Annotated in this window: 11 protein-coding genes; 10 read left to right on the top strand and 1 reads right to left on the bottom strand. The window is 45.2% G+C overall.

Annotated features, from left to right (window positions below; genetic code table 11):
• Positions 1-479 precede the first annotated feature (479 nt).
• A complete protein-coding gene (locus tag ACJJJA_RS06235) occupies positions 480-713 on the top strand; it encodes a DUF5062 family protein (protein WP_444904041.1) in 234 nt (77 codons plus the stop codon).
• A gap of 259 nt (positions 714-972) precedes the next feature.
• Here the strand turns inward: ACJJJA_RS06235 and ACJJJA_RS06230 are convergent, their stop codons facing one another.
• A complete protein-coding gene (locus ACJJJA_RS06230; protein ID WP_444904040.1) occupies positions 973-2382 on the bottom strand; it encodes a YdgA family protein in 1410 nt (469 codons plus the stop codon).
• Positions 2383-2945: 563 nt separating this feature from the next.
• Here ACJJJA_RS06230 and ACJJJA_RS06225 point away from each other — a divergent pair.
• The 9 genes from ACJJJA_RS06225 to nuoI all read left to right on the top strand — a co-directional run bounded on the left by ACJJJA_RS06225 (position 2946) and on the right by nuoI (position 13402).
• Positions 2946-3656: a DUF3885 domain-containing protein gene (locus ACJJJA_RS06225; protein ID WP_444925256.1), complete on the top strand. Its 711-nt coding sequence runs from the start codon at positions 2946-2948 to the stop codon at positions 3654-3656.
• Positions 3657-4110: 454 nt separating this feature from the next.
• Positions 4111-4524, top strand: a complete 414-nt coding sequence (gene ndhC, locus ACJJJA_RS06220) for an NADH-quinone oxidoreductase subunit A (RefSeq protein WP_252084847.1) — start codon at positions 4111-4113, stop codon at positions 4522-4524.
• An 18-nt stretch (positions 4525-4542) separates the two neighbouring features.
• On the top strand, positions 4543-5190 hold the full coding sequence (locus tag ACJJJA_RS06215; RefSeq protein WP_444904038.1) for a NuoB/complex I 20 kDa subunit family protein: 648 nt from the start codon (positions 4543-4545) through the stop codon (positions 5188-5190).
• Positions 5191-5231: 41 nt separating this feature from the next.
• Positions 5232-7037, top strand: coding sequence for an NADH-quinone oxidoreductase subunit C/D (gene nuoC / locus ACJJJA_RS06210; RefSeq protein ID WP_444904037.1), 1806 nt, complete (start codon positions 5232-5234; stop codon positions 7035-7037).
• Positions 7038-7167: 130 nt separating this feature from the next.
• Entirely contained in the window at positions 7168-7734 is a 567-nt protein-coding gene (gene nuoE, locus ACJJJA_RS06205; RefSeq protein ID WP_444904036.1) for an NADH-quinone oxidoreductase subunit NuoE, read from the top strand.
• Entirely contained in the window at positions 7712-8986 is a 1275-nt protein-coding gene (gene nuoF / locus ACJJJA_RS06200; RefSeq protein WP_444904035.1) for an NADH-quinone oxidoreductase subunit NuoF, read from the top strand. Before nuoE ends, nuoF begins: the two co-directional genes overlap by 23 nt.
• 56 nt (positions 8987-9042) lie before the next feature.
• Positions 9043-11883 carry an NADH-quinone oxidoreductase subunit NuoG gene (nuoG, locus tag ACJJJA_RS06195; RefSeq protein ID WP_444904034.1) on the top strand — a complete coding sequence of 947 codons (2841 nt, stop codon included), beginning with the start codon at positions 9043-9045 and terminating at the stop codon, positions 11881-11883.
• Between the two features lie 3 nt (positions 11884-11886).
• On the top strand, positions 11887-12843 hold the full coding sequence (gene nuoH, locus ACJJJA_RS06190) for an NADH-quinone oxidoreductase subunit NuoH (protein WP_252084841.1): 957 nt from the start codon (positions 11887-11889) through the stop codon (positions 12841-12843).
• Between the two features lie 40 nt (positions 12844-12883).
• A complete protein-coding gene (nuoI, locus tag ACJJJA_RS06185; protein ID WP_444885850.1) occupies positions 12884-13402 on the top strand; it encodes an NADH-quinone oxidoreductase subunit NuoI in 519 nt (172 codons plus the stop codon).
• The last annotated feature ends 77 nt before the right edge of the window (positions 13403-13479 follow it).

Genomic DNA, 13479 nt, shown 5'->3' with positions numbered 1-13479 from the left:
ACCGAGGCGCTGGCTATGTTCCACCATTTTTTCTACTCCATGATAGTGGTGGACCTACTTATGAGTCAGCGCCCACGCTGACAGCTAAACAGATCTCCCTAGATAACAACGTGAACTTTCACTGCACAGCTGCATCATTGACTCTACGTGTTAGATCACCCAGCTAAACTTTATAGAATGTTTCTGTTCCTAAGCTCGAAGTTTTGCTGGCGGCTGTCTCCCCAAAAGACCTCGCGGTATTGCAGTTGCCATTCGCTAGTAGTTAGCATTTAATGGAATCCATTAAACGGTGTTCTTCCTACAGGGGACTTTCGCCCTATTAGTCCACGCCCATGCTGAGTGCACCAAGCGCCTGTAAATTGACCTCCGGCCATTGTCACCTTTTTTGCCAAAACCTTAGCAAATAAGGTGACAGTAGCCTCCGGCAGTTGAGGCGGGCGTTAGGTGCGTAATATCGACGACCTCTTTGAGAGATGATAATGAAGAAACTCAAAAACGAAAAAGAGATGGTGAAAAAGGCTATAGCACTCGGTACTGCATATGGCACCAAGCGAGGCGTTGTCGAATTCGAAGCTACCGATTCAGCTCACGAGAAACTCGAATATATTTACCGTCTTTTAGTTCACGATAAATTAATTCAACCCCTTCCAGCAGACAAAATATCACAGAAGGCTATCATGCATAGGTTAGCAATATGGGCCTCAAAGCAGTGAAGAGAGGAGTTTTATCGTAAGACCAGGAAGTATTTGGTAGACATACTAAAAGGGCTTAAAAAGTCATAGTCATGGGTTAGCAGCCATTAGCGCCGATATTCCTACGTTTCACCACAAATAAAAACGAAACCATGTCCGGCTTTGTTTATAGCTTAGGTAAACACCGTTAACACAAGAAAACCGATAAATCGTCAGACTTAGAAGAGGAGTATGAAGTGGCTTAAGATAAGCCACTTCAATCACAAACGACTAATATCCGCTAAAGGGGCAGCGGCATAGGTTTTTCATTCACCTTAAACTCGCTGTCTTTCAGACTGATATTGGAGCTGTAGCCGTCATTGGTTGATACTAACAAACCTTGTTGCTCAAGAGACGCTAATATGGTCGGCACTTGTTGAGCAGCTACTTGCTCCAGCTGCTCTTCACTCATGCCTTGGGTTTGCGGGTTATTTTTCAATTGAGCTTTCATCACTTGTACGGCCATAAATTCAATCAGGGCTTTATCGCCGCTTAGCTTGCCGTCAACTAAGGCATGTGACAGCCAGAAAGCCGGATCTAGTGGTTGCTCCGGTAACACGCTAATGCCAACTAAGCTAGTATGAAGGTTACTGTTAAAGCTGCCTTGCGGGAAAGTACCACGTAAGCTGGTAATATTCACTTGAGGTTCGCCAACCACTAAAGATAACAGATTAGCGTTCATAAACTCCATAGCCTTAGCTCCTGCCTCTTCAGCAGGCAGCGTATTGAGTGAGTTCGCAAAATCCTGATAAGACTTCAAAAATTCTTGGCTGATATTGGCGACCTCAATCTCAAGGGCCAGATCTTCACCATGGAATTCAGCTATGTCGACCTTTTTAGAGCCGTAGGCAACCTGCATATTTCCCAGTTGTTTTTCTTGGTTGAATTCAGTACTGCCCTTCACATATAGGTCAGCAATGTCAATATTTTCGTTTTGTTCTCTATCATTTAAACTGATGGCACCAAGGTTAATTGTTATATCAGAATCATAAAAAGCACTTTCAAAGATTGCCTTAAGGGAGGAAGGCATGGTCATATCCATAGTCAACCTTTCAGCCTTGACGTCCCTTAACTCAGAAGTGACAGTAAGGCTATCGGCACCCCCCTGGTAAGTTAGTTGCCCATTCTGATATTGCCCTTTACCCTGGAAACCGCTGAAAGTTAACTGAGCTTTATGATCTTCAATATCAGTAGTAAATGGTGTAATACTGTCGTTATAGTAATAACCACCTAAAACATTCATATTACCATGAAGCTGGTAAAAAGGAGTTTGCTCAGCCCACACCAAATGTTCACGTAATTGATCACCGGCAGCTTCTAGTGTCCAGCCAAGCCATCCGAAACCGGCATGTTCACCGAAGCGAAAGGGGCCGTGGGAAGCACTGAAATCTACTTCTACAGAAAAAGATTCAAGTTCAGGGGTATCTGACACATCCGAGAAAGCATTGAAATCCATGCTTACCAAAAAGGTAGTCTGGGTTGAAAACCAGGATGAATCCATGCTTTTTATTTCAACCGTGTATGCCGAATTTTCATTTGCGGCAGTGACTATTTCATCAATGGATGACTCAAGTTGAATGCCGGCAATTTTCGGTGCAACAACACCAGTAAGCACTGCTGCTGGAAGCAATACACTCAATAATTTCTTCATTAAAACAAATCCAAACTACAAATTGGCTGAGAAGTAAGTCTATTATTATCTCATATTTACAGGCAGCTGTAAGCCAAAATATAAATACTTATTCTTTCTTGGTGTAAACTACAAACGGACGCCCCTAAAACAACAATATGTAAAGTGGACTCAATAAAACTCACCACATCTAGTCCTTAATATTGGAGGCGGGAAGCCTTGCTCGCCGAAAATGCGAACGCTGTAATTAGTTGTAATTGGTACAAACTTTTATATTCGATAAGGGATCGCGTAAATGTAACCATTGGTAAGTTGAGATTCAGTTTGCTGGGCCACCGGAAAGTATAAATTCATGTATTTGTGATTGTAATTATTGCCTGCATTCAGCTTTAGAGTGCATCACTTACTTTACCCGTTAGATCTCCCGGCTTCTGTATCCTTGGCAAGCTCGTAGTTTTTCTATCGGCCTCCTCCCCACAAGACCTTGCGGTATTACAGTTGCCATTCATTATTAGTTAGCATTTAATGGAATCCATTAAACGGTGATCTTCCTACAGAGGCTTTCACCCCATTCGTCCACGCCCATGTTGGGTGTACCAAAGCCATCAAGCATTGCCAGCAAAGCTGCCTGGACCTCTGCACTATGTACTCCAGCTGGTTATGACGGCGTTAAGGCTACAATGAATATTCGAGAATCTATCCAGTCTCAATTTTCCGGAAAAGCTTTCGAAAGACCTTTGTTCTATACCCGCAAAGGAGGTCTTCGTTTTGAGCTTTCCTTAGGTGGAGATTGGCTCGATCAATTTGATTTAGCATTACGTAAATCTCACGAAATATGTGAAGAAATATTCGATAAGGAGATTGTTGCCTGTTACCGTATCTTTAGTAACGAACCCCTAGTTTCTTCTATCTCCACTTTTCGTGAGCTTAGAAACATTGGATTATTTCCCGAGAAAGTGAAAGAGAAAGAGCACTGGCTTGAGCGTGTAACGGTAGATGAAGGCTGGATTGAGGGGGAAACTGAAGATTACTGGCATACAATTGCGATAAAACTACCCAAATCAAGTCTGAAGAAGCTACTTTGGTGCAGCATGGCACAAGACTTAGGCGTCAAGCCATGTCCGCTAGTAAACATCTACCTCTTTGATCTAACTAAAGGAGTTGAAGCTTGGCCTTATGATGTTCGAGGCATGGACGTTATTGGCAACAAGGCCATACTGTCTCAGCTATACAAGAAATTCGACTCATACCTTCTCGACTACGATAGAGAGATGATGGACACGAATTTTGGCTAACACCTTAAATCGGGGGGCACAGTCCCCTGATTTATCTCCGCACCACTCCCCATACTAATCCCAATCCCAGCTCTCTCTATCTTGCATCACCTTTTCACCTATTTTATTCCGCCATACATTTCTTAAAAATCTTCATTTATTGACACAAAATTAAGTTTTCCGATCACTGACGTTAATTATCACAGAATCCCATCTAATAAAAAGTAAAGGTATAAGAATTAAACGTTCCTTAGTGATACTGGCGTAATCTTGGACTAAGCCTTATAAACAGTGAACAAGCAAACAAGGATTTTGGGAGCTAGCAGGCACCTCGTTGAAATAGAGGGCAACTCAAAAGTATTCCAATCGTTTTCTGTACCAGAAATCGTTCCTATCAAAAAAATACCAAGTATTTTCGCGGCGGTACTAAGAATCAATTCGGGCGTGACCCATAAGAAAAACGGGGAGAAAGAAGTTGAACTACCCAGAGCAGCTCAACCCGGAAGTGTGGCCTCTTGTCGTTTATTGCCTTGCTGTACTCGCACTAATTGTCCTGATGCTGAGCCTTTCCTATTTTCTCGGGCAGAAGAGAAGAGATCCCGCAACAGATGAACCTTTTGAATCCGGGATTATCTCCCAAGGCAGTGCTCGCCTGCGAATTTCAGTTGCCTACTATTTGGTTGCCATTTTATTCATTGTATTCGACCTGGAAGCGGTTTATCTGTTTAGCTGGTCAATTGCCTTCTTTGAGACCGGACTTCTCGGCTTTATCGAAGCCACAATCTTTATTGTCATCCTACTGGTAGGGCTGATCTACCTATGGCGCCTGGGTGCATTGGAGTGGGGCGGACAACAAAAAAGTTTGATTGGCCGCAAAAATAATCAATAAAGAAACCAGGAAAACACCATGCGCTGGCAGCTGAGTAAGGCAGATGATGTCATCGCCTCTGACTCCCGTAAGTCAAGTGGCGAGGAATTCGAAGAAGACCTGCAAAAAAATATTCTACTCGCCAAGTTGGAAGAGTTAGTCGCCTGGGGACGCTCTAATTCACTTTGGCCATTTAACTTCGGGCTCTCCTGCTGCTATGTGGAAATGGCCACTGCATTTACCAGCCGCCATGATATCTCCCGTTTCGGCGCAGAAGTCATTCGTGCAACGCCACGGCAAGCTGATCTTATTGTAATTTCTGGCACCGTATTCCTAAAAATGGCGCCTGTGGTACAGCGGCTCTACGAACAAATGATCGAGCCTCGCTGGGTGATATCCATGGGCTCTTGTGCCAACTCTGGCGGCATGTACGACATTTACAGCGTGGTGCAAGGTGTCGATAAATTTTTGCCTGTTGATGTCTATGTCCCCGGGTGCCCCCCACGCCCAGAAGCATTACTGCAGGGTCTCACTCTGCTACAAAAATCCGTTGCTGCCGAGCGCAGAAATTTCAGTTGGGTAGTGGACGAACAGGGAACCAGAAAAGTAGCCAAACCAAGCCAGCGGGATTTGCATCGAGAAGAACGGATGCGTACGGAACTATTGCGCTCTCCAGATACGGTTTAAAGCTTAAAGCGCTCTAATAAAACAATAACAATGGGACCCTCATGACAGGCGTTATAGCAAAAAGTATTCACAGTGAGACTGCCTATAGCAAGGAGGCTGAGCTATTCCTGCGTGATCTCGACCAGGAATATCATTTGCACAATTACTGGTTGCAACCAAATTGTGGAGATATGCCCACTCTATGGGTAGATGCCCAGTCCCTGATTCCCTTATTGCAATTCCTCAAGGTGGATATTTCTCGTCCATTCGTCATGCTTTACGACCTCAGCGCAATAGATGAGCGCTTGCGAGTAAACCGCGGAGAAGGACCAGAAAAGCAGCCAGCGAGTGATTTTACCCTGGTCTACCAACTCCTATCTTTCACTCGCAATTTATTTATCCGCATTAAAGTCGCTCTGGACGAATCCAAGCTTTCTGTGCCATCAATTGATGGCATTTGGCAAAACGCCAATTGGTATGAGCGGGAGGTTTGGGACCTCTTTGGGATTAATTTCGAAGGGCATCCACATTTGCGCCGGATTATGATGCCCACTACCTGGAAAGGACATCCCCTGCGTAAAGATCATCATGCGCGCGCCACAGAAGTAGACCCTTTCAGTCTTTCTGAAGAAAAAGAGCGTAAGGAGCAAGAGGCACTATTATTTCGCCCTGAAGATTGGGGCATGGCTCGTGCCAATGAAGACTCAGAATTTATGTTTCTAAATCTGGGGCCAAACCACCCCAGTGTGCATGGCGTTTTTCGCATCGCCCTGCAACTCGATGGTGAACAAATAGTGGATGCGGTACCAGATATCGGTTATCACCATCGCGGCGCAGAAAAAATGGCAGAACGCCAAGCCTGGCATACCTATGTGCCCTATACAGATCGCATTGATTACCTGGGTGGCGTTATGAATAACCTGCCCTACGTTTTGGCTCTGGAGCAACTCGCTGGAATTCAGGTGCCAGAACGTGCCCAGGTTATTCGTGTAATGATGTGCGAGTTTTTCCGCATTTCCAGCCATCTCGTCTTTTTCGGCACCTTTGCTCAGGACGTCGGACAGATGTCCCCTGTCTTTTACATGTTTATCGACCGGGAGAAACTATTTGGCATAGTCGAGGCCATCACTGGTGGGCGTATGCATCCGGCCTGGTTTCGGATCGGCGGTGTAGCCCAGGATCTGCCAGAGGGTTGGGAAAAGATGGTCCGCGAATTTCTAGACTATATGCCACAACGCTTGCGCGATTACGACGGGATGGTAATCAAAAATAAACTGCTACAAAAACGTACACGAGGCATCGGCGTCTACAATACCGCTGAAGCACTGGAGTGGGGAGTGACGGGTCCCGGTCTGCGCGCAACCGGGCTTGAATGGGATTTACGTAAAAAACGCCCTTACAGTGGCTATGACCAATTTGAATTCGATATTCCCAGCTATGATGGTGGTGATTGTTTTGATCGGTGTCGTGTGCGAGTGGATGAAATGTGGCAGAGCCTACGCATTATCCGTCAGTGCCTGGAAAATATGCCAGCTGGGCCCTATAAATCCGATCACCCATTGACGACGCCTCCACGAAAGGGGCGCACTATGCAGGATATAGAAACCCTCATCCAACACTTTGTAAATAACAGTTGGGGACCTGTAATGCCCGCCGGTGAAGTGTGTTTCCCAATCGAAGCCACTAAAGGCCTCAACAGTTATCAAATTGTCAGCGATGGAGGGACGACATCATACCGCACCAGAATACGCACACCCTCATTCCCACATTTACAAATGATTCCACTTATGTCACGGGGGCTGTTAATTGCGGATCTTATTGCAATCATTGCCAGTATTGACTTTGTGATGGCAGATGTTGACCGATAACAACAATAAATTCAGCTGAGATTATGGGGAGATTTATGAAATACAGGATTCGATGCTCTTATGTCGCAGTAACCACCGGCGGCAGTAGCATCTTCTAGATGCCTCCGTGATTCGACCATAGGAGGCGAAAATGTCCAGCGTACTAGAACCGGAACTGATCGAAGTAATGGAGCAAAGTAACAAGGATCCAGAAGAACTCTCCGAAACCCTCACCGATGAGGAAAAGCGAGAAATTGATGAAGAGGCCTCTCACTATGAGGGAAAATCTTCTGTGGGTTTAGAAGCACTTAGAATCGTACAAAAGTATCGGGGCTGGATTTCAGACGGTAGTCTACGGGCCATTGCAAACTACTTGGACATGCCTGTAGCTCAACTGGAGAGCGTAGCCACTTATTTTCAACTGATTTTTCGTCAGCCCGTTGGGAAAGAAGTGATCTTGCTTTGTAAAAGTGCCAGCTGCTGGGTTATGGGCTGTGATCAATTACAAAAACACATAAGCCAGAGTCTACAAATTGAACCAGGGCAGACAACTAAGGATGGAATATTTACTCTATTGGAGGCTCCCTGCTTAGGCGATTGTGATAAAGCGCCTGTACTCATGCTGGGAGAGGAAATGTATAGAAACCTCGATGAATCAGCTATCGACGCACTAATCGATAAAAAGAAACAAATCCATGCTGACAAATCCTCTCACTAAAAATATCACAAAAGAAAATACCGCCGCAGATATCACCCGGTACCTGGATAATGATGGTTACCAAGGATGGCGCAAAGCGCACTCTATGGTACCGGATGACATTATCAATCTTGTCAAAGATGGCGGGTTACGTGGACGCGGTGGGGCGGGATTTAACACTGGATTGAAGTGGAGCTTTGTTCCCCGAGGCGAAGGATCCCCTGAGCAAAAGTTTGTTGTCTGCAACGCAGATGAAATGGAGCCGGGCACATTCAAAGACCGCCTCCTTATGGAGCGTGATCCACATTTATTATTAGAAGGGATGGCAATTGCTGCTTACGCCATAGGCGCATCCATTGGTTACATATTCATTCGCGGGGAATATCACCTGGCAGCAGAACGCCTGGAGCGAGCAATAGAGGAAGCAAAATCTCAAGGTCTTATCGGGAAAAATATTTTTGATAGTGATTTTTCATTGGAAATTTTTGTGCATCGCAGTGCAGGTAATTATATCTGCGGTGAAGAGACAGCGCTTCTCAATGCTCTCGAAGGGCAACGTGCAATCCCCAGAGCTAAACCACCATTCCCTCAAGTAAGTGGCTTATGGGGTAAACCTACAGTTGTAAATAATGTAGAAACCTTCTGCAATATACCCCATTTGGTAGCATATGGAGTCGACTGGTACCGTGGCTTGGGCGTCGGACAGGATGCTGGCAGTAAAATATTTGGCGTCAGCGGCAAAGTCAAAAATCCCGGCACTTGGGAATTGCCAATGGGTACCCCTATTCGCGAAATTATTGAACAGTATGCCGGTGGCATGAGAGATGGACTTAGGCTAAAAGGCTTCCTACCAGGCGGAGGATCTACTGATTTCCTGGGGCCCGATCACCTCGATCTCCCTATGGATTATGACGTGATCGGCAAGGCTGGTAGCCGTATGGGGACCGGTACAATTATTGTGTTAGATGATAAAACCTGTCCTATTGGACTGGTACTAAATCTTACACAGTTTTTTACGCGCGAATCCTGTGGATGGTGTACTCCTTGCCGAGATGGCTTGCCCTGGATTGTGAAAGTTCTGCAAAGAATCGAGAATGGGGAAGGTCTGCCCGAAGACCTTGAATTGCTACATGAGCAATGTAAGCGCATTGCCCCAGGTAAAACTTTCTGTGCATTGGCTCCTGGGGCAGCAGAACCCATTCAGAGTTCCCTCAAACTATTTGAACAGGACTATATAGATCATATCAAGAAAGGCTGTTGCCCCTATAAATAACTAGCGAAAGAGATTGGCCGGACTCCCAATAATATCAAATAAATAATGGATTAACGATGCCAACCATAACGATCGATGGCGAGAAGTATCAGGTTGATGGCGATCAAAATCTTCTCAGCAGCTGTCTTACTGTAGGTCTAAATGTCCCCTATTTTTGCTGGCACCCTGAAATGGGCTCGGTAGGTGCCTGCCGGCAATGTGCCATGATCGAATATAAAGACACTGAAGACCAATCGGGTCGATTAATTATGAGCTGTATGACACCAGTTCGAGATGGTGGTATCTACAGTGTCAATGCCGAGTCAGCAAAAGAATTTCGCGGTAGTATCATTGAAGACCTGATGACCAATCATCCCCACGATTGTCCAGTTTGTGAGGAAGGCGGTGAGTGTCACTTGCAGGATATGACTGAAATGTCAGGTCACACCATGCGCCGCTATAGGGGCACCAAGCGCACACATCGCAATCAATATCTTGGTCCATTTATCAATCATGAAATGAATCGGTGTATTACTTGCTATCGCTGTGTACGGTTTTACAACGATTATGCTGGAGGGAGTGATTTACAGGCACTCGGTCGTAATCATCAGGTTTATTTTGGTCGTCAAGAAGAAGGTCGCCTACAAAATGGCTTCAGCGGAAATTTGGTTGAAGTCTGCCCTACTGGTGTTTTCACTGATAAAACATTCAGTGCACATTTTGTTAGAAAATGGGATCTACAAACAGCGCCTTCGGTTTGTGAACACTGTGCAGTAGGGTGTAACACTGCACCTGGTGCAAGAGAATCCAGCAATGGTAACGACCCTGTACTAAGGCGTATTACCAATCTCTTCCACCACGATATAAACGGTTACTTTCTCTGCGATCGAGGTCGTTTCGGGTACGAATATGTCAATGGCTCAACACGCATTGATCAGGTATTAAGTGTACATAATGAGGAGCTTATTAGCTCCACTGCAGATTCAAAAGATAAACTTCACTGTAAAGTAAACCCCCGCGATGGTGTTCTACACCTATCGGTACAAGTCACCGCAGCTCAACGCCAACTTCGCCGGATCATTGGCGTTGGCTCTCCCCGAGCATCAATAGAAAATAATTTTGCTCTACAGCAACTAGTTGGAGCCGACAATTTCTTTTCTGGGCTAAACCGTCTCGATCAGCAATTATTGCAACAGATCAACGCTATACAGACTGACGAGCGAATAAAAAGTCCCACTACTCCAGAAATAGAATCCGCAGATGCGGTTCTGATAGTCGGTGAAGATATCTATAACACGGCGCCCCGTATTGCCTTGGCTGTGCGTCAAGCAGCACGTAATCGTCAAAAAAAGCAGGCACAAAATTTAAAAATTCCTTTGTGGCAAGATGCCTCAGTAAGACAACTAGAGGGTGATCCCAGCCCGATTATTTTTATAGGAACAGAGCTTACCGACCTCACAGATATAGCCAAAACTACCCTGTTTGAGTCACCAGAAAAAGTTGTACAGTTTACTAATTTGCTCACAGAGGAAATCAGAAATTCTAACAACCAGGGAACTGAAAATACCTCAGAACTACAGAAACAGATTAGACACGTGGCTCAAATACTGGAAAACGCGATTAATCCACTGATTATATCCGGAGTATCCAGCAGGCATCCCGACACTTTAAGCGCCGTAGCCAAGCTGGCTTGCGTAATAAGCGATCGCAAAAAGTCATCCACTAATCTGTATTTAAACTGTGGCGAAGTTAACAGCTTGGGATTAATTCAGCTTGTTAATGAAAGTGATAACAATCTGGATCAGCTCTTAGAGTCACTGACAACAACAAAGAATACTATTCCAACCAGTCTTGTTGTGCTGGAAAATGATCTATATCGGCGAATGGATACACCATCTGCAGAGAAGATTTTTTCTCTAGTGGATGAAGTTATTCTGATGGATTCTCTACTTACGCCTACCGCCAAGAGAGCCAACTGGATCTTCCCAGCATCTACAACGGCCGAATCACAAGGTACTTATATAAATAATAATGGTTTAGCCCAGCGGTTTTATGCAGTCTATGAAGGCAAAGGGTACATTCAGGAGAGCTGGCGCTGGCTTGTGGATGCTGTAGATTTTTGTACTGAGAAGTCCGCTAACCTCTCAGTAATCAACAGCTGGAAGCACAGTACAGATCTCAGTAATGCCATAGCGAAGGAGTTCACGACGCTGGGGGTTCTCGCTGATCTCGGCCCCAATGAAGACTATCGCATAGATGGTCTTAAGGTCGCTCGACAAAGTGCCCGTTATAGTGGGCGTACCGCTATCCACGCCCAACAACATGTTTCAGAAACACCCCCCATTAAAGATCCTGATGCTCCCATGAGCTTCAGTATGGAAGGCATACACAATCCCAATAAAACTCCACTCCAGGCAAATATTTGGTCACCAGGGTGGAACTCCAACCAATCTATCTTTAAGTTTCAACAACAAGTTGGTGGTGAGCGTAAAGGGGGGCCGTCAGGCAAAAGAATTGAACGAGCTCCACGACCTATCGCTGAATACCTCCCCTCTAGTGGTGAATTAGAGCATCCATCCGAAACCTCCAATAAAGTACAGATGCTTCCCATTTATCGCCTCTTTGGTAGTGAGGAACTCAGTAACCAATCAATGTCTCTCTCTGAGATTATTGACGCTCCATTTATATTAATACATCCAGATACCCTAGCTCACTACACTCTGACTATGGGAGAACTGGTAGATATAGAAACTAGCAATGACACCCATAGAGCAGAAATAAGACCCTGCAACACCATACCCCATGGGTGTATTGGTGTGCCTTTTGGATTACCGGGAATGGAGACCCTGGCTCCTCAGATTCCTGGCTATGCCTCTCTACGTCCGGCAGTGGCACCTATGATTAGCGAGGATCAATAAGCCATGAGTACACCAATCTGGATTACTCTGCTCAATATTTTCGGTGTACTTATCGTTACCGTGTTACTCGCAGCTATTCTCACTTGGGGAGAGAGACGACTTCTTGGATTTTGGCAGGATCGGCCAGGTCCAAATCGGGTGGGTCCCTTCGGCACATTACAAGTTCTTGCCGATATGATTAAGCTGTTCTTTAAAGAAGACTTCATTCCTCGGTTTGCCGATATTCCTGTCTTTGTTCTAGCGCCTACAGTCGTTATGGCAACCATGCTGATTGCTTTTGCCGTAGTGCCCATGTCACCAAGTATTGGGGTTGCCGATCTTAATATTGGTCTACTGTTTGTGCTTGCAATGAGCTCCATTGCCGTTTACAGCATCATCCTTGGTGGCTATGCCTCTAATAATAAGTATGCGCTACTAGGTGGTCTCCGAGCCGCCGCACAGACAGTCTCCTATGAAGTCTTTATGGGGTTGAGCCTGATGGGTGTAGTGATGATGTCCGGTAGTTTCAATTTGAGGGATATTGTCAATGCCCAGGCGGACACCTGGTTTATTGTGCCCCAGTTTCTAGGTTTTATTGTTTTCTTTATTGCCGGTATCGCCGAAAGTCGCAGGACACCCTTTGACCTCCCCGAGGCAGAACATGAATTAACAGCAGGATTTCATACTGAGTATTCAGGTATGAAGTTTGGAATGTTTTTTGTTGGTGAATACCTTGCTGTAATTCTGATATCCGCACTAATCACCACTTTATTTTTAGGAGGATGGCATGGCCCTCTACTCCCTCCTATTATCTGGTTCTGCCTCAAAACTGCTTTTCTGGTTGCCATTTTCATTCTATTGCGTGCAGCCCTTCCCCGTCCTAGATACGACCAGTTGATGAAATTTGGCTGGAAGGTCATGTTGCCCTTGTCTCTGTTTAATCTGCTCGCAACCGCTGGAGTACTGTTATGGATCGCCTAGGCATTCAATCACATCCCCACAGTATTGCAGGAGGACGGAAATGATCGCCAGTCAAATTCGCAGTATGTGGTTAATATTTAAACATCTATTCCGGCGTAATGTCACCGTTCAGTATCCAGAGGAGAAACCTTACCTGGCACCACGCTACCGTGGGAGAATTATTTTAAGCCGGGATCCCAATGGCGACGAGCGCTGCGTAGCCTGTAATCTCTGTGCAGTTGCCTGCCCGCCAGATTGTATTTCTTTACAGAAAACCGAAGATCCTGATGGTCGTTGGCGTCCAGAATATTTCCGTATTAATTTTTCCCGCTGCATCATGTGTGGACTCTGTGAAGATGCATGCCCAACTTATGCGATCCAATTAACACCTGATTTTGAAATGTGTGAATACGATCGTCAAAACATGGTGTATGAAAAGGAAGATCTATTGATTGATGGACCAGGAAAATATCACGACTATAGTTTTTATCAGGTCGCAGGCAAAGCCATAAAAGGAAAAGATAAGGGCCAGGCAGATAATGAAGCAGAGCCAATTAATGTTAAAGGCTTGAATCTATAGCTTTAAAAAACATACATCATTATTGGCCCAAACAATCACCAACAAGTCAACAGCCGCCGGCAAATAAAACAATAATT

It is taken from the genome of Microbulbifer mixtoriginis (SeqCode) (genome assembly GCF_052466865.1).
The sequence above is the reverse complement of the archived record's forward strand: the minus strand, read 5'-3'. Positions and strand labels throughout refer to the sequence as shown.

What these genes read in the sequence shown, in the direction of transcription:
- ACJJJA_RS06235 (WP_444904041.1), top strand. Translation starts at nt 480, where the DNA reads ATGAAGAAACTCAAAAACGAAAAAGAGATGGTGAAAAAGGCTATAGCA.
- ACJJJA_RS06230 (WP_444904040.1), bottom strand. Translation starts at nt 2,382, where the DNA reads ATGAAGAAATTATTGAGTGTATTGCTTCCAGCAGCAGTGCTTACTGGT.
- ACJJJA_RS06225 (WP_444925256.1), top strand. Translation starts at nt 2,946, where the DNA reads ATGTTGGGTGTACCAAAGCCATCAAGCATTGCCAGCAAAGCTGCCTGG.
- ACJJJA_RS06215 (WP_444904038.1), top strand. Translation starts at nt 4,543, where the DNA reads ATGCGCTGGCAGCTGAGTAAGGCAGATGATGTCATCGCCTCTGACTCC.
- nuoC (WP_444904037.1), top strand. Translation starts at nt 5,232, where the DNA reads ATGACAGGCGTTATAGCAAAAAGTATTCACAGTGAGACTGCCTATAGC.
- nuoE (WP_444904036.1), top strand. Translation starts at nt 7,168, where the DNA reads ATGTCCAGCGTACTAGAACCGGAACTGATCGAAGTAATGGAGCAAAGT.
- nuoF (WP_444904035.1), top strand. Translation starts at nt 7,712, where the DNA reads ATGCTGACAAATCCTCTCACTAAAAATATCACAAAAGAAAATACCGCC.
- nuoG (WP_444904034.1), top strand. Translation starts at nt 9,043, where the DNA reads ATGCCAACCATAACGATCGATGGCGAGAAGTATCAGGTTGATGGCGAT.
- nuoH (WP_252084841.1), top strand. Translation starts at nt 11,887, where the DNA reads ATGAGTACACCAATCTGGATTACTCTGCTCAATATTTTCGGTGTACTT.
- nuoI (WP_444885850.1), top strand. Translation starts at nt 12,884, where the DNA reads ATGATCGCCAGTCAAATTCGCAGTATGTGGTTAATATTTAAACATCTA.